This window comes from Bacillus paramycoides (assembly GCF_001884235.1).
Taxonomy (GTDB): Bacteria; Bacillota; Bacilli; order Bacillales; family Bacillaceae_G; genus Bacillus_A; species Bacillus_A paramycoides.
Genome location: NZ_MAOI01000090.1, coordinates 1 through 26,706, shown reverse-complemented (window position 1 = coordinate 26,706; position 26,706 = coordinate 1). Strand labels below are relative to the sequence as shown.

Here is a 26,706-nt window from a genome sequence, read left to right as displayed (position 1 = left end):
TTTTATTCTATTACCTAAAATACTATAACATGATGAAATAGGAGAGCTACAATTGAGAAAGTTTCATATTGAAACTTCAAATTAATAGAAATAGTATTTTTGCTGAAATTTTCTTTCAATATAACTAAACTGTATATATCCTTCATATGCTTGTTAGTAACGTGAAACTTCCTTTCACTGATTGTTACACAATTTTTGAACAAGATGGAAATGAAATTACAAGTATAGGAGGATATTAAAATGAAAGTGTTATTTGTGTGTTCTGGAGGAATGTCCAGCGCAATTGTTGTAAACGCTTTAAAAAAAGAAGCGGAGAAAAAAGGTGTCGATATGGAAGTGCATGCGATTGGAACAAATGAGGTTGAGGAAGAAGTCAAGAATGGTTGGGATGTTGTAATGGTTGCTCCTCAAGTACGCCACCGCTTTGATTCTGTAAAAAAGCTTGCAGAACTGGTATCTGTTCCGTGTGGTATTATTCCGCCCCAAGCATATACCCCACTAGGTGGACCGACGTTATTAAAAGCTGTAAATGAATTAATTCGTTAGGAGGTAGTGTTATGAATAAGTTTGTCTCATTTCTTGAGAATAACTTATCTGGACCAATGGCAAGGCTGTCCGAGCAAAGGCATTTACAGGCAATTCGTGATGGGGTAATTTCGGCGTTACCATTTATTATCGTAGGGAGCTTCTTTTTAATTGTAGCATTTCCGCCACTTCCGAAAGATAGTTTCATTTCGCTTTGGGCAGCGAAACATCAGGCGAGCATTTTAATACCATATCGTCTTACTATGTTTATTATGTCATTATATATAGCATTTGGTATAGGATACAATTTAGCGAAAAGTTATAAGTTAGATGCTTTATCAGGAGCACAGCTTGCAGTATGTTCACTTCTTTTAACATTAACGCCTGAATTAATCGATAAAAAAGGATTTATGCTTCCGATGACAAATCTCGGAGGACATGGATTATTCGTTACGATGATCGTATCTATTTTATCTGTAGAGATTTTAAGGTTTTGTAAGAAGAGAAATGTAATGATTAAAATGCCAGAACAAGTACCGCCGTCTGTATCACGTTCTTTTGAAGCACTTATACCTGCTGCGTTCGTTATTATTATTATGAGTCTAGTTACTGTCGTTTTTAGTATTGATTTACATCATGTTGTTGATAAATTAGCGGCACCGTTAGTAAAAGCTGGTGATAGTTACTTCGGTGTAATCATTCCAGTATTTTTAATTACATTCTTTTGGTCGTTCGGTATACATGGTGTGTCGGTTGTTGGCACTGTTGCCCGTCCATTATGGGAAGTATACTTAGGGAAAAATGGTGAAGCAGTTGCTAACGGGGCAGATCAGTTACCATTCATTGCACCAGAACCATTATATCAATGGTTTATATGGATTGGTGGTTCTGGTGCAACGTTAGGGCTTGTATTAGCTATGATTGTATTTGGTCGATCAAAATATTCGAAAGCATTATCAAGAACTTGTATTGTACCTGGTATTTTTAATATTAATGAACCTGTTATTTTCGGATTGCCGATTGTACTAAATCCCATTTTAATTATCCCATTTATCATTACACCACTAGTAACAGCAACTGTTGCATACTCAGCAACTGTGATGGGATTTGTTACACCGACACATATAATGCCTCCGTGGACATTACCCGCTCCAATTGGTGCGTATTTAGCAACAGGTGGGGATTGGCGAGCGATTGTACTCGTATTTATAAACATAACAATTTCATTTCTTATTTATCTTCCATTCTTTAAAATGTATGACAAAAACATGCTTGAAATTGAGAACAATGGTGATGAAGAATCTGTGAATGCATAACGCATATACAGTAAATTATTAGTGATAGACAATTTGTCTATCACTTCTTTCATATAGAATTGAGAGAAGGTGAAAAGGAATGCATATAAAATTTAGTTATAAAGGAGTATTTTTACTACTATTTGGGGTGATTTGTTCGAATTTAATTTTTGTGCCTTTATTAAGAATGCTAAATCTATCACAAATGCATAGTATATGGTTGATTACAAGCATTGCGACAAGTGTTTTGCTTACGATAGTTGTTTCTTTCATTGATGGAACATTTGTATCGAAAGCTCAGTTGTTTTTTAGATTTATATTGTTTTCAGTAGGATGTACGTTGTTTACTTATATGATTGTTTTTTAGCAAACGAAACGTATCATCGTAATTCGAGTAATGTATCGAGCGCAACAGGTGCTAAGGAATCTGTGATTTTAGGGAATATAACATTCCCTCCAATACGAAGAGGAAAATGAGGCGAACATATGAAGTATATGATTGGAGTAGACGGTGGGGGAACGAAGACAGAGGCAATTGCATTTGATCGAGACGGAAACGAGTTTGCAAGAGGTACGTGTGGGTTTGGAAATATATTAATAGATTATGAAGAAGCATTTCTGCATATTATGGAGGCGATTGATCAATGCCAGAAAAATGTAGTGAATGGACACTGCGTTTGTATTTGCTTAGGATTAGCGGGTATAAGTGGAGTAAATGCAAATGAATTAACATTACGATTAATAAAGAAGTATGGAATAAAAGTTGAAGTTTTTAATGACGCAATGATTGCACATGCAGCTGCCTTAAAAGGTAAGGATGGAATTTTAACTATAGGTGGTACAGGTGCAATTTGTATAGGAAAGAAAGGCGAAGTGTACGAATATAGCGGTGGATGGGGACATATTTTAGGAGATGAGGGAAGTGGATATTGGATTGCATTACAAGCTTTAAAGAAAATGGCATTACAATTTGATCAAGGAGTTAGACTTTGTTCATTAAGCTTGAACATTCAAAATCAGTTTCAACTTTTAACACCATCGCATATAAAAAGTCTAGTATATACTTCTTCAAAAGATAAGGTTGCAGCAATCACACCATTAATTATTGAGGAAGCGAGAAATGGGAATGATAACGCACATGAAATTATAATGCAAGCTGGTAAGGAATTAGCGAGAATTACGGTAGATGTTTATAATAAGATGCAATTTGATTTACCTGCTTCAATTGCAGTAAGTGGTAGCATATTACGTTTAGTTCCTGAAGTATATGCTACATTTAAGAAGTGCTGTGAGGAAAGTATTGGAGAAGTTACATTTGTATCTCAATCAGAAATGGCAGCGAAAGGAACATACTATTTATTGAAGGATAAATATTTTGCGTTGTAAATGGTTAAATGAGAATTTTTGTATGATTTGTAAAAATGTGATGTTAAAATATATAAAGGGATGTAGAGTAAGAAAAGTACAATATACGTAGCAATTGAATACTTTATATGTATTCCCATAAAGAAAGTGAATGATTACATGATTAATAGCATGCAGTTTTTGTATGTAGTGGCTTCTTATTTATTTGGAAACATATTGACCGCTTATATATTAACAAAATGGAGACATAACGTTGATATTCGTGAAGAAGGAAGTGGAAATCCGGGCGCAAGAAATATGGGGCGAGTATATGGAAAGTGGTATTTCGTCACTACATTTTTAGGTGATGCAATCAAAGGTGCAATAGTAGTTTATATTGCAAAATATCTTTTTGAAGATTCTACATTCATAATGTTAACATTATTGGCCGTTATAATCGGACATATTTACCCAATTTTGTTTAAAGGCAAGGGTGGAAAAGGCATTTCAACATTTATTGGAGGATTAATCGCATTTGATTATTTGATAGCGCTTACCCTCTTGGGTATTTTTATTATATTTTATTTAATATTCAAAGGATTTACGAAGCCGGGGTTAATTACAATCGCTTGTTTACCACTTTGCATGATTTTTTATTCTTACTCTATTGTTACGACTATTTTAAGTGCACTTATTATTGTACTTATTTTATATGTAAATCGAGAATAAAGTGAACCTTTAATAAGTGGGGGAATCTCCACTTATGATTTTTATGATTTAGATAGTGAGGGATAAATAGAGATAAAGGAGATAGGACATGGGGTTAATTTATAAGGTTGCTGATCAAGCTTGGGAATTTGAAAGTATACATAAATTGAATTATAAAACATTTGTAGAAGAGATTCCGCAACATGAAGAAACAAAAGAACGTTTTCGTATAGATCGATTTCATGAAGAAAATACATATTTAATTTGTTTAGATGGGAATAAGTTAGTAGGTATGGTCGCGGTGCGGGGAAAACGACCATTTTCGTTAGATTATAAAATTTCAAATTTAGATTTTTATTTGCAAGAGCATGGAGAAAAAGTATATGAAATTCGTTTACTCTCAGTAGAACGTGAATATCGAAATGGAAGAGCGCTGTTAGGCTTAATTCGCTTTTTACATCGTTATTTGCTTCTAAATGGATATGAATTAGCACTCATTTCAGCAACAACACGTGAACTTGCATTATATAAGCAAATGGGATTCAAACCTTTCCATACATTAGTTGGAACAGAAGAAGCAGCTTTCCAGCCAATGTATGTTACACCTGCTATGTTTGAAGAGTCGAGTACTGGAAGTATTATGAAGAAAGAATATACGTATTTACCTGGCCCAGTAGACATTGAAGAGAATGTTCAAAAGGCATTTTCTACTAAGCCTATTTCCCATCGTTCTAAGTCGTTTCAAGTAACGATGGAAAATGTAAAAAAACGATTACTTCAAATGACGAAAGTAAAACGTGTACAACTCATGTTAGGAACGGGGACGTTAGCGAATGATGCCATTGCTTTACAGTTACGTTCTTTAAAAGGCAAAGGGATAGTTTTAGCGAATGGGGAGTTTGGTAATAGATTAATTGGCCAGGCAAAACGTGTACATTTAAATTTTGATACGTATAAAAAAGAAATGGGAGAGCCGTTTATTTATACCGAATTAGAAAAAATAATGATAACTGGAAATTATGAATGGCTTTGGTTTGTTCACCATGAAACATCAACTGGAATGTTAAATAATTTAGAAGAACTAAATACTCTTTGTAAAAAGTATCAAATGAAACTATGTGTAGATTGTATAAGCTCAATTGGGGCAATACCAATAGATTTGAAAGATGTATATTTTGCAAGTGGTGTAAGCGGAAAAGCGATTAAATCATTTACAGGATTATCTTTCGTTTTTCATAATCACATTATAGAGAAAAATGAAGCAATACCCGCGTATATGGACATTGGTATGTATGAAATAAATGATAGCATTCCATACTCCCATTCATGGAATTTAATTTATGCATTGCAAGAAGCATTGAAGAGATTTGAAGATGAAAAGACATTTGTAAAAATAAAAGAGACGTATGCTTATATTGAACAAGCTATTACTACTATGGGTTTAAAGCTTGTTTCACCTAAAGAACATGCCGCGTCAATTATTCTTACTGTTCAATTAAACGAAGGGCAGTCTTCTAAAGCAGTAGGCGATGCATTAGCATTACAAGGATATATTATCCATTATGAATCAGCATATTTACAAAATAATAACTGGATTCAAATAGCATGCCTTAATCACTATAAAGAACGTGATATGAAGAGGATGTTGAATTGTTTGCAGATGTGCGTATTAAAGTAGGGCGTGCATATATAATGAATGTTTCATAACATAGTTGGTTGCGTATAAAGGAGTTATTACTTAATAAAACGTAGGAGACTAGGATTAGATTATAAACAATTAGAAGGGGTGTTAGTATGATAACTAGAAAACTACCATTACATATAGAGGATATTAAAAAGGCTCAAAAAATTTTGGATAGAAATGCTCGTAAAACACCATTAGTTAAATCATTTTATTTGACTAGTAAAACGGGTGGAGAAATTTACTTGAAATTAGAGAATATGCAATTAACGGGTTCTTTTAAATTCCGAGGTGCATTTAATAAAATGTCGCAGATTACAGATCAAGAAAAAGAGAGAGGAATTATTGCATGTTCGGCAGGTAATCATGCACAAGGGATTGCTTTATCTGCTCATTTACTTGGTATTAAGAGTAAAATTGTGATGCCAGTTTCTGCACCTCAAGCGAAAGTTGAGGCTACTCGAGGATATGGATCAGAAGTTGTTTTATATGGTGAAACTTTTGATGATGCAAAGGCAAAATGTGAGGAAATTATAAGAGAAACGGGAGAAACATACTTACATCCATATGACGATGTAGAGGTAATGGCTGGTCAAGGTACAATTGGTTTAGATATCCTTGATGATATGTGGGATGTTGATACTGTAATAGTTCCTATTGGCGGAGGAGGGATTATTTCTGGTATTGCAGTTGCATTAAAATCTTTTAATCCATCAATTAATATTATTGGTGTACAAGCGGAAAATGTGCATGGAATGAAAGCTTCTTATGATGTTGGAGAAATTGTGGAACATTACGATGCACCTACTATAGCAGATGGTTGTGCAGTTAAAATACCAGGGGATTTAACATTTGAAGTTGTAAAAGAATTAGTAAATGATATTGTAACAGTATCAGAAGAAGAGTTGGAAGTAGCGATGAAAGACTTATTACAACGAGGGAAAGCTGTCGTAGAAGGAGCAGGTGCTTTAGCTACCGCTGCTCTGCTTGCAGGTAAAGTTGATCAATATATTAAAGGGAAAAAAGTAGTAGCGGTTATATCTGGTGGGAATGTAGACTTACAGCGCATATCGAGTGTATGTGAGCACTTTTTTGTAGCTAATGAAGTAAAATGATATTTTAAATAAATTAGCAATATGAAAGAAGAGCTAAGAGAAAACATCTTAGCTCCTTTTTATTATGCCTGTACTGAAGTAAATAATGACTCCATTTTTAGTTTACTCTTCTCTCTAATTTCAGCATCCGCATGACGCATAACATATTTATGAGCTACAGCAATTGCTAAAACATCATCTAATAAGCCAATGCCAATAATAGCAGCTATATCTGGAATGAAATCGATTGTTAATACGTAATAGGATAAAGCGGCTAATATTATGAGTTTGGCTTTAGTAGGTAACTCCTTCTTTTTCATTGTGTAGAATAAAATAATACTTTCATATACGCTGGATTTACCGAGGTTTGCCGAGCTTTTTTTGAACTTTTTCCACAGCGTCTGTTTCTCCATATAAACACTCCTTTTACAAAAACATAGATTTTTAAAAGGATTGACAAAGAAGTGAGGGAATAATCAATTTTATTGTTTTTCTTACTGTATATTTCCATAAGAATAGGAAATTACCTGTTCAAAAAAATAAAAGGTGTACTAAATAAAGATGAGATGACAGTATTCACTTTGTTTTGTGACATAGTATATATATAATAACTATAAGTGATTGATGCATTCATTATTAAATATTTTAAACTGGCTAGTGTGGGGGAATAGTAATGAAAATAATAGAACTGCCAATTGAATTTGAATTTAACGGAAAAAAACAATGTATTTATCCGAGCTTAATTATATTAAACAATGAATTAACTTTAGTAGATACAGGTTATAGAAACTTTTTACCTTTAATTGAAAAGGCAATAGTAAAGCATGGGTATGAGATGAAAAACTTGAAAAATATAATAATTACTCACTATGATGATGATCATATAGGCTCTTTACACGACTTTAAAGTGAAATATCCTCAAATTAATGTTATTTCTAGTGAAATTGAATCTAACTATATTAGTGGTAATATAAAATCCGAGCGATCGGTTCAAGCTGAAGAAATGCTAGAACGTATGCCAAATGAAGAAAAAGAATTTGGTGAATGGTTTATACAGCAGTTGAAAAATGTAAGACATATTTCTGTTGATAAAAAGGTATATGATGGTCAAATGATTTTGAATCATGAATGTCAAATAGTGGCGACGCCAGGACATACTTCGGGGCATATTTCATTATATTTCCCAAATTTGGACTGTGTAATTACGGGAGACGCAGCTGTTCAAGATAATCGAGAATTAGTAATTGCGAATCCGAACTTTTGTTTAGATATAGAAAAAGCGGAACAGTCTTTAAAGAAGATTAAAGATCTTAAAGCGGAAAGTTATTATTGCTATCACGGAGGGAAACTTACCATATTAAATTAGTGTTCACTTTTATCACCTTGTAACTATATTTCCGGACATTTGTAATATATATGTATGGGAACTTATATGTTTAAAAAAAGTTATAGGGGAGAGAATATGAGCTCTTTCTTTGATGTGATAGCAGATATAGTTTTATTTTATCCTAGAAATGACATGAAATTAAAACATCATATTGCGAAGTTAAGCGAATTTGAGTGGTTTCGAAATCTACATGAAGATACGAAGTATACAAGTTTAATTTAGAGTAATAGAAAGATTAAGAAGTACATTTTATCTACTGCTAACATGGAAGAATTAATTAAATCCGAGCAAAAACAAAAGGAATTTGCCTATCTAGTACACGATGAATATAAAAAAAGAAGATAAGAATTTTTTTATTTTTCATATTTAGCGAAACAAATGGTACAATGAAAGCTAATGTGAAAAATAAGGAAAAGAAGTGGTCTATTTGAAAAACTTTTTAGAATTAGGAATTAGTGAAACTTTTAATCATACATTACGTGAAAATGGAATTACAGAAGCAACACCAATTCAAGAGAAAGCGATTCCGGTAATACTGTCTGGTAAAGATATAATTGGTCAAGCAAAAACTGGAACAGGTAAAACACTTGCATTCGTGTTACCGATTTTAGAAAAAATCGATCCAGCGTCTAGTGATGTTCAGGCTTTAATTGTTGCACCAACAAGGGAGCTAGCACTGCAAATTACAGCTGAAATTAAAAAAATGCTTGTTCAAAGAGAAGATATTAATGTACTAGCGATTTATGGCGGGCAAGATGTAGCACAACAATTAAGAAAATTAAAAGGTAATACACATATTGTTGTAGCGACACCAGGAAGATTATTAGATCACATACGACGTGAAACAATTGATTTAAGTAATCTTTCAACGATTGTACTAGATGAAGCAGATCAAATGCTTTATTTCGGTTTCTTATATGATATTGAAGATATTTTAGATGAGACACCTGGTAGTAAACAAACGATGTTATTCTCAGCAACGATGCCAAAAGATATTAAAAAATTGGCGAAACGTTATATGGATGAGCCGCAAATGATTCAAGTACAAAGTGAAGAAGTAACGGTAGATACAATTGAACAACGTGTCATTGAGACGACAGATCGTGCAAAGCCGGATGCACTTCGTTTTGTTATGGATCGTGATCAGCCATTTTTAGCAGTTATTTTCTGTCGTACAAAGGTTAGAGCAAGTAAGCTTTATGATAATTTAAAAGGACTAGGTTATAATTGTGCTGAACTTCATGGTGATATACCTCAAGCGAAACGTGAAAGAGTTATGAAGAGTTTCCGCGAAGCTAAAATTCAGTACTTAATTGCGACTGATGTAGCAGCTCGTGGACTTGATGTAGATGGTGTAACGCATGTATTTAACTTTGATATCCCTGAAGATGTAGAAAGTTATATTCACCGCATTGGCCGAACAGGACGTGCTGGTGGATCAGGTCTTGCAATTACGTTCGTTGCAGCGAAAGATGAAAGATATTTAGAAGAAATTGAAAAAACGCTTGGTGCACCACTGCAAAGAGAAATAATCGAACAACCAAAGATAAAACGTGTGGATGAAAATGGAAAACCGGTACCAAAGCCGGCTCCAAAGAAATCAGGTCAATATCGTCAAAGAGATAGCCGTGAAGGTTCAAGAAGTGAATCAAGACGTGATTCGAGAAATAGCTCAAGAAGTGATTCAAGAAATAGTTCTAGAAATGAAAATAACCGATCATTTAATAAGCCAAGTAATAAAAAAGGTAGTACAAAGCAAGGTCAGCAAAGACGTGGCCGTTAAATATTTATAATTTTAAAAGAGTCGCAAAAAATTGCGGCTCTTTTTTGTATTTTTATTACGAAGTCGATATAAGTACAAGGGTGATTTTAATGAGTAAATTTTAAAATTTCATTCACCGTATTAAAAATAAATTTTAAAATTCATAAAGGAAATATAAAATAGGGTGTCGTATATGTACTGTAAGAGGAAACTTTTTACTAACTAAGCATATAATTCGAGTAGACCGACAGTCGGTCTTTTGAGAAGGAGAACATGAATGAGAATCGTAAAGGAGTATGAAGAACGTAGAAACGAGATTTTAGATACAGCTGAAAAATTATTCGTTACAAAAGGTTATACGAAAACAACAGTAAATGACATTTTAAAAGAAATCGGTATAGCGAAAGGAACATTTTATCACTATTTTAAGTCGAAAGAAGAAGTGATGGATGAAATCATAATGAGGATTATTAAAGCGGATGTTGCTAAAGCAAAAGCAATCGTCTCAAATCCAAATATTCCAGTTTTAGATAAGTTATTTCGAATTTTAATGGAACAATCGCCAAAATCAGGAGATATAAAAGAGAAAATGATTGAACAATTTCATCAACCCAATAATGCGGAAATGCATCAAAAAAGTTTGGTGCAATCAATCATATACTTATCTCCTGTGTTAACAGAGGTTTTAAAGCAAGGAATCGAAGAGGGGATATTTTTTACCCCATATCCTCAAGAAACGATTGAATTATTAATTTCCTCAGCACAAGTCATATTTGATGATGGATTATTTCAGTGGAAGCCTGAAGAAATGATGAGGAGAGCTATAGCTTATATTAAAATGATGGAAGCATCTGTTGGAGCGAAGGAAGGATCTTTTGATTATATGTTGGAGGTTTTAATCAAGCAGAAATAGTAATTTTCTGTTTGATTACTATAGACCGACAGTCGGTCTAAACCGAATGAAGGGTGTGAGTATAATGTCAATTAGCACAAAATCTTCTATGAAAGATTTTCATTTAATGGTGACTGGGCAAACTATAACAGTTTTAGGATCAACGCTCTTACGTTTTGCTTTGTCTTTATATGTGCTAGATATAACAGGGCGTGCAGATATATTTGCAGGATTATATGCAATAACGAGTATTCCATTTTTGTTGGCACCTCTCGGCGGGGCAATTGCAGATCGCTTTAATCGTCGTAATATAATGGTTATCTTTGATTTAATAAACACTGCGATTGTATTAGGTTTTATTGCTTTATTATTTAATGGCACTGTATCTATTATGTGGATTGGAATTGTTATGTTTCTATTAGCGGTTGTTAGTGCGATGTACGCCCCAGTTGTAATGGCAAGTATTCCGCAATTAGTCCCAGAAAAAAAACTAGAACAAGCAAATGGTATCGTAAATGGTGTGCAAGCATTATCTAATATTGTTGCACCTGTATTAGGAGGAGTATTATATGGCATCATTGGTTTGAAAATGCTTGTTATATTAAGTGGCCTTGCGTTTTTTCTATCAGCGATATTAGAAATGTTTATTAAAATACCATTTATAAAAAGAATGCAAGAAGACCATATCGTACCGACAATTGTAAAAGATATGAAAGAAGGATTTCTTTACGTTTTAAAACAACCATTTATTTTGAAATCTATGCTTCTTGCAGCGTTACTAAATTTAATTTTGACACCCTTATTTGTTGTTGGTGGGCCTATTATTTTGCGAGTAACTATGAAAAGTAGCGATACGATGTACGGAATTGGGATGGGATTAATCGATTTTGCTACAATATTAGGTGCATTGTCAATCGGTTTCTTTGCTAAAAATCTGCAGATGAAAACACTGTATTATTGGATGTTTGTTATTGCTTTATTAGTTCTACCAATGGCGTTATCAGTTACACCATTTATCCTTAGTATGGGACATTATCCACCATTTATCCTCTTTATACTTTGTTCTATTTTTATCGCAATGATTATGACAATCGTCTCCATTTATGTAATTACCGTTGTACAAAAGAAAACACCGAATGAAAATTTAGGGAAAGTAATGGCAATCATAACAGCAGTGTCTCAATGTATGGCACCAATTGGGCAAATTGTATATGGTTTTATGTTTGAAGGGTTTAGTTTGAAAATTTATTTACCTATATTATGTATTAGTTTCATATTGATAATATTAGCTTTTGTAACTAAGAAAATATTAGGGAATGAGGGGAACTAGTTTGATATGATTAGGCAAATGTTAAAAAGGGATTTCTCTCAAAATAAAATGATTTTCGTTATTTTATTTACGTTTATAATACTATCGTCTCTTTTAATGGCTAGTGCTTCAAGTATGGTTGTAAACCTGTTCAGTTCAATGGATCAGTTATTTAAACAATCAAATGCACCTCACTTCGTACAAATGCACGCTGGAGAAATAAATCAAAAATCAATTGATTCTTTTGTAGCGAAAACACCATTTGTAAAAGAACAGCAAACGGCTGAAACAATCCTAGTGAATGGATCTAATGTTTTCATAAAAAGTAAAGAGCATGCAGAACAAAATAGTGTAATGGATATAAGTTTCGTTAAACAAAACACTTCTTTTGATTTTCTATTAGATTTAAATAACAAAGTAATAGATGTTTCAAAAGGTGAAATTGGTGTGCCGATTTATTATATGCAAAAGTATGATTTGCATATTGGAGATAAAATATGGATTGTAAAAAATAATATTGAACTGGAATTTACAATTTCAACATTTGTTCGTGATGCTCAAATGAACCCATCAATTGTTAGTTCGAAGCGATTCGTAATATGTGATGAAGACTTAGAAAGAGTAAAAAGAAATGTTGGAGAAAGTGAATATCTTATTGAATTTCAGCTAACAGATTTAAATAAAATAAACGAATTTGAAAATATATACCAGTCATCGAACCTACCTCAAAAAGGACCCTCTATTACTTATTCTCTCTTTAAAACTCTCAATTCGTTAACTGATGGAATAATAGCAGCAGTACTTATGTTAATAAGTGCATTATTAATGCTAATCGCAATTTTATGTATTCGATTTACGATTATTACGTCTATGGAAGAAGATTATCGTGAAATAGGTGTTATGAAAGCGATCGGGATTCAAAATAAAGATATTCAAAAACTGTATGTAACAAAATATGTTGTTATTTCTGCTAGCGGCTGCATATGTGGATATATTCTTTCACTATTTGTTACAAAAGTCTTTACCACTAATATCGTACTTTATATGGGTGTGACAGATAAAGGTATTTTACATTATATCGTGCCCATGATAGCTACATTATTAATGTTTGTAGCTGTTATACTGTTCTGCCGACTTATTTTGCGGAATTTCAGGAGAATTACAGCGATGGATGCTTTAAGAACTAGAGATAGGATAGGAATAACAAAGTATAGTAAATCTTTTTCGCTCTATCAAACTAACATTTCAAATGTAAATATATTTCTTGGTATACAAGATGTAGTGAAGCGATTTAAGTTATATCGAGTATTAAGTGTTGTTTTAATAGTAGCGGTGTTTATGATTATTGTTCCAGTTAACTTTTTGTACACAATTAAGTCACCGCAGTTTGTGAATTATATGGGGACAGGAAAAAGTGATATACGAATAGATTTACAGCAATCAGAAGATATAGAGAAACGATTTAAAGACGTATTATCGTATATACGAAACGATGATGATGTGAAAAAATACGCAGCATTTGTGACGAGTGCATTTAAATTGGTGAACGATGAGGGGGCATATGAAAATATAAATGTAGAAGTTGGAGATTTTACTAAATTTCCACTAGAGTATGTTGAAGGTATGGAACCAAAAAATGAAAATGAGATTGCTCTATCTTATATGAACGCAAATGAATTAAAAAAGAATGTAGGTGATGAATTAGTTCTAATGGTAGAAGGAAAAGAAAAAGTGCTAACTGTAAGCGGGATATATCAAGATGTGACGAATGGTGGAAAAACAGCTAAGGCGAACTTACCATATAACAAGGAAAATATATTATGGTTTATTGTAAATATAGATATAAAGCCTACAGTGAATATGCAAGATAAAATGGAAGAATATAAACAAAATTTTAATTCCGCGAAAATAACAGATACGGATGAATATTTGTCTCAAACTTTAGGAGAGACAATTAATCAATTACAACTTGTGACTCAAGTTGCAATTATGATTGCTATAACGATATCTATTTTAATTACTGCAATGTTTTTTAAAATGTTATTGGCAAAAGACTCCTCACAAATTTTAATTATGAGAAGTATCGGGTTTTCTTACAAAGATATTCGTATGCAATATGTAAGTCGTTCTATTGCCATTGTATTAATTGGTATCGTAACAGGAACATTTATAGCTGCTACGTTTGGAGAAATGCTAGTAAGTTTGTTAGGTTCCTTTATGGGAGCTGCTCACATAAAGTTTGTAGTCAATCCGGTCGTTTCTTATGTAATATGTCCAGCTATTCTGTTTATAGCAGTATCCGCAACAACACTTTTCAGTAGTTTTACTGTGAAACAAACAAATGATTTAAAAGTAAATGGAGAATAGGAGGTGTGTAAATTGAAAAAAAATTTAGAAGTAAAACAATTAAATAAAATATATTCAATAGATGGAAATAGATTTTGCCACGTGCTTAAAAATATAGATTTAGAGATTAATGAAGGAGAGTTTGTATCGGTCATGGGACCTTCTGGTTCTGGAAAATCGACGTTACTTTATAATATTAGTGGTATGGATCGGATGACTTCAGGAAGTGTGAAAGTTGCTAGTAAAGATATATCATTTATGAATGAGGAATCGTTAGCAAAATTACGGCTCAGCGAAATGGGATTTATTTTTCAGCAGAGCAATCTTCTTAGAAATTTGAATCTTTTTGATAATATAGTTTTGCCTGCATATTTAGCAAAAGTTGAGAGTAGGAAAATAATAAATAAACGTGCACTTGAGTTGATGAAGAAAACGGGAATTAGTCAAATTGCAACTAATAATATAACTGAAGCATCAGGAGGACAATTACAAAGGGTATCTATTTGTAGAGCGCTCATAAATAAACCTAATATTATTTTTGCTGACGAACCAACGGGTGCTTTGAATTTAAAAGCGACAGAAGAGGTAATGAATATTTTAGCAAATATAAATCGTACGGGAACTACAATTATGCTAGTTACTCATGATGTAAAGGTAGCAGCTAAAACAGAAAGAGTTCTTTTTATGGTGGACGGAGAAATTGTTAGCGAAATAAGAATGGGTAAGTATAGGAACAATGATTTGAAAGAGCGAGAAGAGAAGCTGTTAAAATGGTTGACAGAAATGGGATTTTAATAATCTTTTAGTATGAATTTAAAAGAATATGTATCATTAGCTCCTATTGTAATTAGGAGTTTTTTCTTTGTCTAAAAGTCTAAAATTAGATATAATTATTTTCTGAATATTCAAAAGGAGTGGTTTTAATGAAAAATGAAACGTTACGCACACAAGAAGATATTTTAAAAATGTTGGATTCATTATTAAGACCTGCAGAACCGTTTTGGAATGAATTTTATGCGAATAGAGAAAAGGATGTTCCGTTTTTTGAAAATGTTCCAGATGAGAACCTAGTTTCGTATATACAAAAAGAATGGGTTTCCAAGGGGAAAGTGTTGGAGCTTGGATGTGGTCCAGGAAGAAATGCAATTTATTTAGCGACTGAGGGATTTGATGTAACAGCGGTGGATTTGTCTATAGAAGGCATTAGTTGGGCGAAAGAGAGGGCATTAGAAAAAGGAATAGAAATTCACTTTATTTGTGATTCAATTTTTAATTTAGATGCTCAAAATGAATTTGATTTTGTATACGATTCGGGTTGTTTGCATCACATTCCGCCGCATAGAAGAATGAATTATGTGGATTTAATTAAGAACTCATTAAAATCGGGTGGTTATTTCGGATTAACATGTTTTGCAGCAGGTGATTTAGATGAGCGAAATGGATCAGAAATAACTGATTGGGACGTATATAGAGGTTGGAGTTTACAAGGTGGACTTACATATTCAGAAGAAAAATTAAGAGAGATATTTAAAGAATTTGAAGTAATTGAAATACGAAAGATGAAACAAATTGAACAGCCGAATGAACTGTTTGGAGAATCATTTCTTTGGACAGCATTATTTAAAAAGAAATAAAAAAGTAGATAATTGACAAACTCATCGTTTTTATAGACAATACACTTATAAGAATATATGTTCGGTTTCGTTATCCGATGTATGTTTGGCATAAATACATAACAAGGGGATGTCTCTAAATGAGTAACACAAATCAAAAAATCACTACATTTTTAATGTTTGAGGGCAATGCTGAGGACGCGATGAATTTTTACACGTCGCTATTCGATCAATCAGAAATTGTAAGTATCTCTCGTTACGATGCAAATGGACCTGGTAAAGAGGGAACTGTAATTCATGCAACTTTTACGTTAAATGGACAAGAGTTCATGTGTATTGATAGTTTTGTAAAGCATGATTTTACATTCACTCCAGCTATGTCTCTTTATGTAACTTGTGAAACGGAAGAAGAAATTGAAACGGTTTTTAATAAGTTAGCAAAAGATGGAGCAATTCTTATGCCTTTAGGTTCCTATCCATTTAGTAAAAAGTTTGGCTGGTTAAATGATAAGTATGGTGTGTCTTGGCAGTTAACTCTTTCTGAATAAAATAGAAAAAGTGTAGCTTATTTAATAGGTTCAGTTTAGAGGTTGAAAATTAAAATAACATTAAAAAAGGCGTTCCAACTGTCAACAAGTATGGAACGCTTTTTTGTTGGTATATCAATCTTTTTTTGAAATTGGCAATTAAATATCGCTAATGTGTTTCTAAAGGTCAATGACTGTTGCACCAATGCCTTTATGTAGCAAGACTGTCCATTAGGGAAAAGTTACATTTATGAAAACTTTACCCCAAGGTATGCCTATTAAACCTTGACCAACCTTCGGGTATATTACAATTTTTGCATGACCTATAAAGCCAAGAATGGTCAAAAATTGACTCCCGAACAACGGATTGGTTGACTGATAAGAAGTTTTCCGTGAAAGAGATCGTTTATTTTAAATGAATTGAATAGTCGTTAAATTTTGTGTCTATTTAGAATTTTTTTATAGTTACTTTCGTTTATCTGTTAAAATAAATATAGACAACTATGTATTTACTATCTGGTAGGTTAATAGAAAAAGGGAATGTATAAACAGTTAATAATCTTACACTTAAATTGCAACTAGATCGTTAGGAGGAATAATCATAATGGATACTACACAACAAAATAGTAACGCATGGGATAAGAAGGTTGAAGAAGGCTCTAGATACACTCAGCCTGTAAGTAGCGAGGTTATTGAAAGAAGTAAATCAGGTGAATGGGAAATCACGGTCACCACGGAAAAATCAGTTCCTAGAGATTGGTTTCCAAAGTCATTAGAGGGATTAAAGATACTTTGTTTAGCATCAGGTGGAGGGCAACAAGCACCAGTTCTGGCTGCTGCTGGAGCAGATGTAACAGTTACTGATATATCTAAGAAGCAATTGGAGCAAGATGAAAAGGTAGCAAAACGGGATGGTTTGACTTTAAAAACAGTACAAGGAGATATGTCAGACCTTAGTGATTTTGAAGATGAATATTTTGATATTGTCGTAAATCCTGTTTCTAATTTGTTTGTAAAAGATGTTCATCTTGTATGGAATGAAGTTTCAAAGGTTTTAAAGAATAAAGGTATTCTTATTTCTGGATTTACAAACCCTTTACTATGGATTTTTGATGACAACCAAGAACGAAAAGGTATTCTTGATGTTAAACATTCAATACCTTCATCAACATTGGATTATTTACCAGAGGATGAGGTTCAAGATTACATCAATTCAAATCAAACAATAGAATACGCACATACTCTAGAAGACCAAATCCAAGGTCAAATTGAAGCTGGCTTTGTTATAACGGGTCTTTATGAGGATGATTTTGGTGGAACAAGGATATTAGATAAGCATATTAAAACTTTTATTGCTACAAAAGCTATAAAGTTAAAGGTTGATTAAAAATTTTGGCTTGTTACACGGGGCTTTAGCCAAAGAAGGTTCTTAAAAACAGTGAAAGTTCAATATATGTCAAAAAGGATGGCACCTGCCATCCTTTTTTTGTGTGTATTTTGAGTGTCAAAACAAGTTGTATCCCTCTTAACTGAAGCCGTAATATAAATAGGCCACGCCTTTTTATATTAAGAATTTTGCTTGCCGAATCTTTTTCCAAGTTTAGCTAACAGCTCAGGTTGATCCCCTTGGCTCATTACAACTTCAATAAAGATAAGTCGATCCATATTAAAAGTTATTTTAGATAAGACTTCTACCAACTCTGTTTCATTTTTTACTTTAAATGTGAGACTTTTTTCTTCTGATCCGAATACGTTTGGAAATTTATCATAATCCCACATTTGTATATCATTATACGGTTGATTTGGGCCGTGAATCGCACGTTCAACAGTATATCCATTATTATTGATTAAAAATATAATTGGTTTTAAATTGTGACGTAGTATAGTAGATAGCTCTTGAACAGTTAACTGAAAAGAGCCATCACCAATAATTAAAATGTTCCGTCGTGATAAATCAGCGAGCTGTGTTCCAAGTAGAGCAGGTAATGTATAACCGATGGATCCCCATAATGGTTGCCCTACGTATGTAGTGTTGTTTGGTAAAGGGATAGAGGCGCTACCAAAGAAAGGTGTTCCTTGTTCTGCAATTAAGACATCGTTTTCTTTTAAAAAATGATACATTTGTTGCCAAAAACGTTTTTGCGTAACCATTTGTACTTTTGGATTGAAATCTTCAGTTATAGATGACGATTCTGAGATAAATGGCTTAATTTCAAGATTTTCTTCATTACGATGCTCGATTGAATCGCTTAAATGTTGTAAAACATCTTGCATAAGAACAGGCCCGTATTTTTTATCTAAAATTTTCACAGTATAGGGATGGATTTCAATAACTTGCTCTTTCGTAAAACCCTGTGTAAATCCGCCAGTAATAGTATCAGTCAATTTCACACCGATACTAATAATACAGTCAGATTCATCTATTCTTTTTTGCAAGTACGGAGAACTAACATCACCTGTATAAACCCCTATAAATTGCGGGTGTTTTTCTGGGAATATACCTTTTCCCATACTTAACGTTGCGATAGGAAACCCAGTTTTTTCTACGAAATGCTGTAAATCTTCTTCAGCATGAAATCGGGTCACTTCAAAATCTGCTAAAATAACAGGTTTTTTTGCACTATTTATTTTTGAAGTGGCATGTAGAAGCATTTTATCCAATGCTTCTTTATTACTTAAAATGGGTTTGTTTAAAATTGGTTCCGTTGGTTTATTAATTGGCTTATTATATACATCAATCGGTAAATTAATATGAACTGGACGTTTTTCATTCCAACATGCACGAAGTACACGGTCAATTTCCTCAGCAGCATGTTCAGGGGTTAAATTTGTTTGTGCTACTGTGATCTCACGATACATTTTTGAAAAGTGATCGAACTTTCCATCACCTAAAGTATGATGAACGAGTTCTCCATTTTCCATTACCTTTGTTGTTGGCGTACCAGTTATTTTTATAACAGGAACGTTTTCTGCATATGAACCAGCAATGCCGTTAATTGCGCTTAATTCTCCAACACCAAAAGTGGTAATAAGAGCAGCTATGCCTTTTATACGTGAATATCCATCTGCTGCATATGCAGCATTTAATTCATTGCAATTTCCAATCCATTCTAAATTTTTATGTGCAATCACATCATCTAAAAAGGCAAGATTATAATCACCAGGAACACCAAATATATGCTCAATTCCTAATTCGTGTAGTCGATCTAATAAATATGTACTTACAGTGTATTGCATTTTCATGTGAATCATCTCCTAGTTGTTTTAGGTTATTGTAATTAACTATTAAACACACTCAAAAAGGTTAAGTGCCTTGATTAAAATATTCATTACTGAATTGTGGTATAATTTACATGTAGGGGGAAAGTAGATGACACAACATAAAGAAGAACAGATGAATGAGGCATTAGCATTATTTTACTTTGCATATAAAACTTTCACAGAAAAACCAGATGAAATTATAAAAGAATACGGTATACAGCGTGTACATCATAGAATACTGTTTTTTATTGCTCGTTTTCCAGGGATTAGTGTAAATGAACTGCTATCGCTGTTAGAAATAAGTAAACAAGCTCTTCACGGACCATTACGCCAACTGTTAGAAAAGGGACTGATTGAGAGTAATGAAGCTACACATGATCGTCGTGTGAAACAGCTATCTTTAACAGAAAAGGGTGCGGATTTAGAGAGAAAGCTGAGCGATGTTCAAAGACAGCAAATGGGAGCTATTTTTTCAAAGTTCGGCGGAGCTTGTGAAGACAATTGGCATCAAGTTATGAATGAAATGGCGAATAGTCGTTCAGGTTTTGATGCATGGATGTCGAAAAGGGAAATACCAGTCGATCAAAAATAGCGAGAAAAAATATCTGTTTTTATAGTGTGAAAAAGAACAAATTTTATCCATGTATTTGGCAAATATGGATAAATCATAGTATGTATGGATAAAAAAATTACATTGCCAAAAACTTTATATGTGTACGTATTGGAACATTAAAAATTCATATTTCCGAGAGGGGAATTATAATGATAAAACTTGTACTTATTCGTCACGGACAAAGTTTATGGAATCTTGAAAATCGCTTTACAGGATGGACAGATGTAGATTTATCAGAGAATGGGTTAAGTGAAGCAAGAGAAGCAGGGGCAATATTAAAGGAAAACGGATATACTTTCGATGTTGCTTATACATCTGTGTTAAAACGAGCAATCCGGACTTTATGGATTGTTCTGCATGAAATGGATCTTACTTGGGTGCCTATACATAAATCATGGAAATTAAACGAAAGACATTATGGAGCACTACAAGGATTGAATAAAGAAGAAACTGCAAAGAAATATGGAGAAGAACAAGTTCATATATGGAGAAGAAGTGTTGATGTGAGACCACCTGCTCTTACTGAAGATGATCCTCGATATGAGGCGGTTGACCCAAGATATAAAACACTTAAAAAAGGTGAATTTCCATTAACTGAATGTTTAGAGGATACGGAAAAAAGAGTACTTGATTATTGGCATTCAGAAATTGCGCCGTCATTAAAAAATGGTGAAAAAGTAATTATTTCATCACACGGTAATACAATTCGTTCGCTAGTAAAATACTTAGATAATCTTTCAAGTAATGGAGTAGTATCATTAAATATTCCGACTAGCATTCCGCTCGTTTATGAACTAAACGAAAATTTACGTCCGATTCGTCATTATTACTTAAGTATGGACGGAGAAGTACCTGAAGGGGAAATTCCGAAACATATTTCTTTTTAACATGAAAATTTGAAACGCATGCTTGTCTACATATACAATGTAGATTCATGATAAAAGACGTGGCCTCTTTCTAATGTATATGCGATGTAGCTAATTTTAGAAGGTTGTCCACGTCTTTTGTCATAAAGAGAGCTGCTTGCGCATGTAATGATATCGTGAGTAGTTTTTGAATGGAGGGTGATGTGATTGACGATCTCTAACATTCGAATCGGCTTATTTATTCTAGCAATCGTCTTTGTCGTTCTTGTTTTCTTTTATTGGAAAAATGAAGAATTGTATGAGGAGAAGAAACAACGAATTCGAAAAACTTGGTATGGATTATTCATAACATCAGTCACAGTTTATTTCATGATAAAAGGAATCGATTTAACCCTCTGGAAAAACTTATTAATGTTCACCGCGATGGTAATTTTCGTTGATATTGCATTCATTTTGACACCTAACATTTCAGAAATATGGGGTGCGAAATTTAGCGATATCGGAAAGACGGTCCAATCAATTAAACGGTCATTAATTGCTTCAAAAGCGAGGGGAGAAATATACACGACAATTATTCAAAATGTAAATCCAGCAGTATTCGGTACAATGGAATGGCATACGGAAGAGGCATATACAAAAAGTCTAAACGAATTTTTAGATTCATATGGGGAAAAAGTTGGAGCGAAAATTGTTGTATTTGAAGTAGCGAATGAATTAAATACGAACTTTCGTGGCATACGCTCTCAATTTAGTATTACAGTACCTTTAGAACATATAGAGCAATTGAATGAACAAAAAGCGGTTCAAGTAGAAAACGTCGGAATTATACCAGCAAAAATAGTGAATGATGTTTTTATTGTTATTGATGGGAAGAAGAATAATCTACAAGATCGAGATTTTGAAAATGTATATAATTTAACAATACATCATAGTTATTTTAGTAAGTAAGGACAGAATCGTTTTCTGTCCTTTTCTTCTATACATAAATTTAGAACAAAATCCGACAAAGTTGAATAAAATTGGACAATCATTCCTACACTAGCACGTAGAGGTGATTGTAGTGATAAAAGATTATGACAATGATTTTTTTAAAGAAGAAAATGAAGATACAACAGATTTTTCTTTAATAAAAGGAGATACTTTACAGCAAGTAGAAGAGTTAGAAGAAGAATTAAAAAGAAAACCATAAGTGTACACTCTGTCTGCATTTGCTATATAATATAAATACAAGGTTGTATCTTTTTATAAAGGGGGAGAAGAGATGGCAGAATTAAATGTACAAAAATCTTCGTTTTTTAAAGAAAAAAAAGAAGAAGCTAATACAGATTTCTCTCTTGTGAAAGGTGCATTAACGGAAAATATAAATCGTTTAGAAAAGCTTATGAATAGTAATAGTTCGAAATTTATACATGTGAAAAAAATAAAAGAAAATGCATAGGCATTTTCTTTTATTTTTTATCCTGCTATTTGTGGCCTAATAATCAGTGTGGGATGAACAGAAAGCACACGGATTAAAGTCTCATTTTATTTAACATTAAACTTTCTTTTTACTTTTTTAGGTAAATCTGCTTCCTGAATTTCCTCATAGGATTTCACTTCAATAGATGATATTTCATTCTTATCTTTATCCTCTTGATCTACATAAAGGCGTAAAAACGCGTTTTCATTTAATTTATGGTCGTTTTCTTTTTTTGTACTTCTAAATGTAATTTGTTTTTTCACTCCGTCTTCATCATATGCGGGCAACGTGTAGTTCCGTAAGCTTCTACCTTCTACTTTTTCGATAGCGCCTTCGCCTTTTATCTGTATGTAATATACATCTTTACCAATTCTATTCAGTGATGCTCTCTCACAGCCGATAGTAAAACTAGTAAATAATAAACATAGTGTAAGAATAGCTGAAAACTTTTTCATTTTCTTTATCTCCTGCAATTTGTTTCTTTGAAAAGTATACGACTATTTTCTTATTAGAAAAATTGATTTTGATTACAACACCCGTACAATGTTGTAAGAGTATAAGGTATAGAATGAAGAAGGATTAAATTGAACCGTTCATAACAAATTTTAAAACGTTTAAAGAAAGGTAAAATAATGAATCATGGTATAATAATAAAGGACTTACATAATATTTTTTTATTTTGAGAGGAGCTTGAAAAATGTATTCTACTTTAGAACAATTAACAAAGCACCCTGTATTTTATCATTTTGCAGAAATTTCAAAGATTCCTAGAGGGTCAGGTAATGAAAAGGAAATTAGTGATTATTTAGTGAGTTTTGCGAAAGAGCGTAACTTAGAAGTGATTCAAGATGAAGCATTAAATGTCATTATTAAAAAAGAAGCAACTGCTGGCTATGAAAATGTTCCAGCTATTATCATTCAGGGGCATTCTGATATGGTGTGCGAAAAAAACCAAGCAACAGTTCATGATTTTGAGAAAGATCCGATTGAACTAAGAATTATTGGAGATATGTTATATGCAAACGAAACAACTTTAGGTGCTGATAACGGTATCGCTGTTGCATATGCATTAGCTTTATTAGATTCAACAGATATTCCGCATCCAGCTTTAGAAGTTGTCATTACAACGGAAGAAGAAACGACAATGGGTGGAGCTTTCGCAGTTGATCCAAATCATTTTGATGGAAAGATTTTTATTAATATCGATTCTGAAGAAGACCATAAATTACTTGTAAGTAGCGCAGGTGGTGCGAAAGCGGTTGAAACAATTTCGGTAATTTGGGATGAGGCACCAATTGATATGGGCGCATACCGTCTATATGTCGGAGGACTTAAGGGCGGACATTCTGGTATGGAAATTGATAAACAACGCGGAAATGCGAACAAAGTACTAGGACGAGTTTTACGTGATTTATCAACTAACATTCAATTTAATATAAGTGAGATTCACGGCGGCCTAAAAACAAACGCAATTCCGCGTGAAAGTGTAGCTACAATTTTATTACGTCCAGAAGATGTAGAGCAAGTAGAAGAAAAGCTAGAATCATGGACACGAGTGTTACAAGAAGAAATGCGTGCTGTTGATCCAGATGTTCATGTTACACTTACAAAATTGGATGAGAAAATAGAAAAAGTATTTGCTAAAGAAACACAAAAGCAGCTTATTTCATCATTATTCTTAATTCCAAATGGTATTCAAAGTATGAGCATGGATATTAAAGGTCTTGTAGAAAGTTCAACAAATTTAGGAGTAATTGAAACATTGCAAGATGAAATTAAATTACGAAACGAAGTAAGAAGTTCTGTAAGTAGTTTAAAACAACATATTGCAGATGAAATTAAATATATTGCCGAATTAGTTGGTGCAAGATTTGAAAAAGAGTCAGAGTATCCAGAATGGCCATATAATCCAAACTCGCAGATTCGCAATTTATTTGAAAAAGTGCATAAAGAGAAATACAACAAAGATGCTGAAATCTTCGCTGTACATGCAGGAATTGAATGTAGTGTATTCGTTCAAAAAATGCCTGAATTAGATGCGATTTCATTTGGACCGGATATTTTCAATGTCCATACTCCAGATGAACATATTAGTATTTCTTCTGTTGTGAATAACTGGGGATTCTTCGTTGATGTAATGAAGGGGACGAAAGAGTTAGCTAAGTAATAAACGATGAAATGAAAAGCAGACTATAAAAAATGAACTAATTCCATAACGTTAGACTGCGTATTTCATTCGCCATCCTTTAGGGCATGAGTTCGGTATTCAACCGACTCATGCCTTTTAATTTTGACTTAACCCGATTGTGATAATAATGGATACATTTTTCAAACTCTTGTTTAAAGTGTTCTATACTCTCAAACGCTGTTAAATAAACAATAATTAGATTGAATAATACCAAAGAAATTTTCAATCTTTCTCTATCTGTATTTAACCTAGAATACAAAATTCTTTCATTTTTATTACCGTCTATATTTGAAAAAATAGTATGTTTTTTATCTCAAATTAATTATATCTATAAATTTAAGAAAAATTCTGTTATAAGATGCATCAGTGCAAGTTATTAAATTCTTTATCGGATTTATGTCAGTTACAGTCATATATCTAGTAAGCAAATGACCATCTCTATAATAAGTAATCAATATCTTCTCTTCAGAAAGAAATGAACATAATAACTTGTTTTCAATAATTTCTTGTTCGTCTTGGGTTAATGTAGGGCGCTCCACTTTTGTTTGTTTTTTAACAATCTTACCAATACCGATGAATTTCTTCGGTACCGAAGCGAATGGAGTCCGCTTAACCATTTCTTTTCCTTTTGGCATATTTGTATCGTTCATGCTATATATCTCCCTAATTGCAATTAATAACTGTATCATTATATCAAATTTTGGAGATGTTGGGATTGTTTATGTAATTATAAAATAAACATTTAGAGGTTTTTTGCTCCTTATAACATCAAACCAATTTAACTAAGCATGATTTATATAAATAATAGGAAAAATTACTGTGTAGTCCCTTTGTAGGTAAGCGTGTTGTTGCTAAGGTTAATAATCTACGTTTCAATAATATACCCTGCTTGGCAGGGGAAAGATGTCGCTGGTTCTGTAGATGCAGGGTTGAACAGGGAACAAGCAAAAAGATTAATGGTAGCATTAGTACATCTCATCTTAACTTTTGGAAACATTATAGTGCAAATAAAAAGGTTAGAGAAGCTAATTCTCTAGCCTTTTTATATTTATGCCTGAAATATTAAAAGTGGTGGAGTTACCCAAATAATAAAAGTTTATCGGCTCTTCCATTTTTATTTATCATTTCCCGACAGAAAACTCCCACCTCAAGGAATGGGTAGGACATGGTCCAATGAGTAGATGGGAGCTGAATGACGGTTAGGCAAAAGTCTAAAGGTTCTTCTTGGTGAAGAATCAGTATAAGGTACCGGTATCGTAATCAGTTCGTTCCTATAGAAAGAAAATGTTGCAGCTCCGAGGCATTTTTATATCTACGAAATTGTTTCATTGTAAAAGTTCTTTAATTTGTATATTTTTTTGAAAGGGACAGAGGACTTTCGACAAAAAAGAAGAAATGATACGTGATCAGTATTTTTTTGCTATATCATGATATCGTTCTCATATATATCATGAAAAAGATTGTAGACAAATAAAAAAAGGAAGTGAGGTGAAAAGCGATGCTTACCCATAAAGCGTATCAGTTTCGGATCTATCCTAGTTTAGAACAAAAAATAGCTATTACGAAAACAATTGGTTGTTCACGATTTGTATTTAACTACTTTTTGGAAAAGTGGAATGATAGATATAAAGAAACAGGAAAAGGGTTATCCTATGGCACTTGTTCTTCGCAATTACCTACTCTCAAAAAAGAATTTGTATGGCTAAAAGAAGTGGACAGTATCGCTCTTCAATCTTCTCTTCACAACCTCGCTGACTCGTATGCAAGATTCTTCAAAAAACAAAACAAAGCATCTCGGTTTAAATCGAAAAACAATAAAGTCCAATCCTATACAAC

At 33.0% G+C, this 26,706-nt stretch carries 27 protein-coding genes and 2 pseudogenes; 24 read left to right on the top strand and 5 right to left on the bottom strand.

The genetic code is table 11. The annotated features are described in order from the left end of the window. Nucleotides 1–240 precede the first annotated feature (240 nt). The 7 genes from BAU28_RS20460 (at nucleotide 241) to tdcB (ending at nucleotide 6,668) form a co-directional block, all read left to right on the top strand. Nucleotides 241–546: a PTS sugar transporter subunit IIB gene (locus BAU28_RS20460; protein WP_048374546.1), complete on the top strand. Its 306-nt coding sequence runs from the start codon at nucleotides 241–243 to the stop codon at nucleotides 544–546. A gap of 11 nt (nucleotides 547–557) precedes the next feature. Then, complete coding sequence (locus BAU28_RS20455) at nucleotides 558–1,841, top strand: PTS sugar transporter subunit IIC (protein ID WP_071719770.1); 1,284 nt, start codon at nucleotides 558–560, stop codon at nucleotides 1,839–1,841. Between the two features lie 79 nt (nucleotides 1,842–1,920). Beyond that, nucleotides 1,921–2,187: a hypothetical protein gene (locus BAU28_RS20450; protein ID WP_048374542.1), complete on the top strand. Its 267-nt coding sequence runs from the start codon at nucleotides 1,921–1,923 to the stop codon at nucleotides 2,185–2,187. A 119-nt stretch (nucleotides 2,188–2,306) separates the two neighbouring features. Further along, nucleotides 2,307–3,206: a BadF/BadG/BcrA/BcrD ATPase family protein gene (locus tag BAU28_RS20445; RefSeq protein WP_048374540.1), complete on the top strand. Its 900-nt coding sequence runs from the start codon at nucleotides 2,307–2,309 to the stop codon at nucleotides 3,204–3,206. Nucleotides 3,207–3,344: 138 nt separating this feature from the next. Then, nucleotides 3,345–3,893, top strand: coding sequence for a glycerol-3-phosphate 1-O-acyltransferase PlsY (gene plsY, locus BAU28_RS20440; RefSeq protein ID WP_071719769.1), 549 nt, complete (start codon nucleotides 3,345–3,347; stop codon nucleotides 3,891–3,893). 88 nt (nucleotides 3,894–3,981) lie between these two features. Next, entirely contained in the window at nucleotides 3,982–5,550 is a 1,569-nt protein-coding gene (locus BAU28_RS20435) for an aminotransferase class V-fold PLP-dependent enzyme (RefSeq protein WP_071719768.1), read from the top strand. Nucleotides 5,551–5,666: 116 nt separating this feature from the next. Beyond that, complete coding sequence (gene tdcB / locus BAU28_RS20430) at nucleotides 5,667–6,668, top strand: bifunctional threonine ammonia-lyase/L-serine ammonia-lyase TdcB (protein WP_071719767.1); 1,002 nt, start codon at nucleotides 5,667–5,669, stop codon at nucleotides 6,666–6,668. Between the two features lie 62 nt (nucleotides 6,669–6,730). On the opposite strand, the gene BAU28_RS20425 is transcribed toward tdcB, so the two are convergent. Beyond that, entirely contained in the window at nucleotides 6,731–7,060 is a 330-nt protein-coding gene (locus BAU28_RS20425) for a YkvA family protein (protein ID WP_071719766.1), read from the bottom strand. Between the two features lie 260 nt (nucleotides 7,061–7,320). On the opposite strand from BAU28_RS20425, the gene BAU28_RS20420 reads away from it, so the two are divergent. The 10 genes and pseudogenes from BAU28_RS20420 to BAU28_RS20375 all read left to right on the top strand — a co-directional run bounded on the left by BAU28_RS20420 (nucleotide 7,321) and on the right by BAU28_RS20375 (nucleotide 17,870). After that, nucleotides 7,321–8,013 (top strand): MBL fold metallo-hydrolase, encoded by a 693-nt coding sequence (locus BAU28_RS20420; RefSeq protein ID WP_071719765.1) that lies wholly within the window; start codon nucleotides 7,321–7,323, stop codon nucleotides 8,011–8,013. Nucleotides 8,014–8,109: 96 nt separating this feature from the next. Next, a pseudogene (locus tag BAU28_RS20415) lies at nucleotides 8,110–8,379 on the top strand (hypothetical protein). A gap of 73 nt (nucleotides 8,380–8,452) precedes the next feature. Further along, the gene (locus tag BAU28_RS20410; protein ID WP_025150654.1) at nucleotides 8,453–9,817 is read left to right on the top strand and encodes a DEAD/DEAH box helicase; all 1,365 of its coding nucleotides are present in this window, start codon (nucleotides 8,453–8,455) and stop codon (nucleotides 9,815–9,817) included. A gap of 256 nt (nucleotides 9,818–10,073) precedes the next feature. Then, nucleotides 10,074–10,709 (top strand): TetR/AcrR family transcriptional regulator, encoded by a 636-nt coding sequence (locus BAU28_RS20405; protein ID WP_071719764.1) that lies wholly within the window; start codon nucleotides 10,074–10,076, stop codon nucleotides 10,707–10,709. 61 nt (nucleotides 10,710–10,770) lie between these two features. Beyond that, the gene (locus BAU28_RS20400; protein WP_276327759.1) at nucleotides 10,771–12,018 is read left to right on the top strand and encodes an MFS transporter; all 1,248 of its coding nucleotides are present in this window, start codon (nucleotides 10,771–10,773) and stop codon (nucleotides 12,016–12,018) included. A 6-nt stretch (nucleotides 12,019–12,024) separates the two neighbouring features. Then, nucleotides 12,025–14,364, top strand: a complete 2,340-nt coding sequence (locus BAU28_RS20395; RefSeq protein ID WP_071719763.1) for an ABC transporter permease — start codon at nucleotides 12,025–12,027, stop codon at nucleotides 14,362–14,364. Nucleotides 14,365–14,376: 12 nt separating this feature from the next. Beyond that, on the top strand, nucleotides 14,377–15,138 hold the full coding sequence (locus BAU28_RS20390) for an ABC transporter ATP-binding protein (protein ID WP_071719762.1): 762 nt from the start codon (nucleotides 14,377–14,379) through the stop codon (nucleotides 15,136–15,138). 128 nt (nucleotides 15,139–15,266) lie between these two features. After that, entirely contained in the window at nucleotides 15,267–15,977 is a 711-nt protein-coding gene (locus tag BAU28_RS20385) for a class I SAM-dependent methyltransferase (RefSeq protein ID WP_048374520.1), read from the top strand. 119 nt (nucleotides 15,978–16,096) lie between these two features. Beyond that, nucleotides 16,097–16,504, top strand: coding sequence for a VOC family protein (locus tag BAU28_RS20380; protein ID WP_071719761.1), 408 nt, complete (start codon nucleotides 16,097–16,099; stop codon nucleotides 16,502–16,504). Between the two features lie 583 nt (nucleotides 16,505–17,087). Continuing rightward, on the top strand, nucleotides 17,088–17,870 hold the full coding sequence (locus BAU28_RS20375; protein WP_071719760.1) for a class I SAM-dependent methyltransferase: 783 nt from the start codon (nucleotides 17,088–17,090) through the stop codon (nucleotides 17,868–17,870). Nucleotides 17,871–18,049: 179 nt separating this feature from the next. Here BAU28_RS20375 and BAU28_RS20370 read toward each other — a convergent pair whose 3' ends face one another. Beyond that, nucleotides 18,050–19,726 (bottom strand): alpha-keto acid decarboxylase family protein, encoded by a 1,677-nt coding sequence (locus BAU28_RS20370; protein ID WP_071719759.1) that lies wholly within the window; start codon nucleotides 19,724–19,726, stop codon nucleotides 18,050–18,052. Nucleotides 19,727–19,853: 127 nt separating this feature from the next. Here BAU28_RS20370 and BAU28_RS20365 point away from each other — a divergent pair, with 127 nt between their 5' ends. From BAU28_RS20365 to spoIISB, 5 genes are all read left to right on the top strand, one after another. Beyond that, complete coding sequence (locus BAU28_RS20365) at nucleotides 19,854–20,336, top strand: MarR family winged helix-turn-helix transcriptional regulator (protein ID WP_048374516.1); 483 nt, start codon at nucleotides 19,854–19,856, stop codon at nucleotides 20,334–20,336. A 170-nt stretch (nucleotides 20,337–20,506) separates the two neighbouring features. Beyond that, nucleotides 20,507–21,244, top strand: a complete 738-nt coding sequence (gene gpmA, locus BAU28_RS20360) for a 2,3-diphosphoglycerate-dependent phosphoglycerate mutase (RefSeq protein WP_071719758.1) — start codon at nucleotides 20,507–20,509, stop codon at nucleotides 21,242–21,244. A 186-nt stretch (nucleotides 21,245–21,430) separates the two neighbouring features. After that, a complete protein-coding gene (locus BAU28_RS20355) occupies nucleotides 21,431–22,171 on the top strand; it encodes a type II toxin-antitoxin system SpoIISA family toxin (protein ID WP_071719757.1) in 741 nt (246 codons plus the stop codon). A 112-nt stretch (nucleotides 22,172–22,283) separates the two neighbouring features. Further along, on the top strand, nucleotides 22,284–22,412 hold the full coding sequence (locus tag BAU28_RS20350; protein ID WP_071719756.1) for a D-alanyl-D-alanine carboxypeptidase: 129 nt from the start codon (nucleotides 22,284–22,286) through the stop codon (nucleotides 22,410–22,412). A gap of 72 nt (nucleotides 22,413–22,484) precedes the next feature. After that, nucleotides 22,485–22,661 (top strand): stage II sporulation protein SB, encoded by a 177-nt coding sequence (spoIISB, locus tag BAU28_RS30495; protein ID WP_002171985.1) that lies wholly within the window; start codon nucleotides 22,485–22,487, stop codon nucleotides 22,659–22,661. Nucleotides 22,662–22,747: 86 nt separating this feature from the next. Here spoIISB and BAU28_RS20340 read toward each other — a convergent pair whose 3' ends face one another. Next, nucleotides 22,748–23,137 carry a YxeA family protein gene (locus BAU28_RS20340; RefSeq protein ID WP_071719755.1) on the bottom strand — a complete coding sequence of 130 codons (390 nt, stop codon included), beginning with the start codon at nucleotides 23,135–23,137 and terminating at the stop codon, nucleotides 22,748–22,750. A 242-nt stretch (nucleotides 23,138–23,379) separates the two neighbouring features. On the opposite strand from BAU28_RS20340, the gene pepD reads away from it, so the two are divergent. After that, on the top strand, nucleotides 23,380–24,849 hold the full coding sequence (gene pepD, locus BAU28_RS20335; RefSeq protein ID WP_071719754.1) for a beta-Ala-His dipeptidase: 1,470 nt from the start codon (nucleotides 23,380–23,382) through the stop codon (nucleotides 24,847–24,849). Nucleotides 24,850–24,914: 65 nt separating this feature from the next. On the opposite strand, the pseudogene BAU28_RS31055 reads toward pepD, so the two are convergent. Both BAU28_RS31055 and BAU28_RS20325 read right to left on the bottom strand, forming a co-directional pair. After that, nucleotides 24,915–25,097 (bottom strand): annotated as a pseudogene (locus BAU28_RS31055) (IS3 family transposase); the annotation flags it as partial. Nucleotides 25,098–25,178: 81 nt separating this feature from the next. After that, complete coding sequence (locus BAU28_RS20325; protein WP_002171988.1) at nucleotides 25,179–25,520, bottom strand: YolD-like family protein; 342 nt, start codon at nucleotides 25,518–25,520, stop codon at nucleotides 25,179–25,181. Between the two features lie 848 nt (nucleotides 25,521–26,368). Here BAU28_RS20325 and BAU28_RS20315 point away from each other — a divergent pair. Beyond that, nucleotides 26,369–26,706, top strand: a 338-nt coding sequence (locus tag BAU28_RS20315) for a helix-turn-helix domain-containing protein (RefSeq protein WP_165615178.1), incomplete at its 3' end; no start/stop codon positions are given.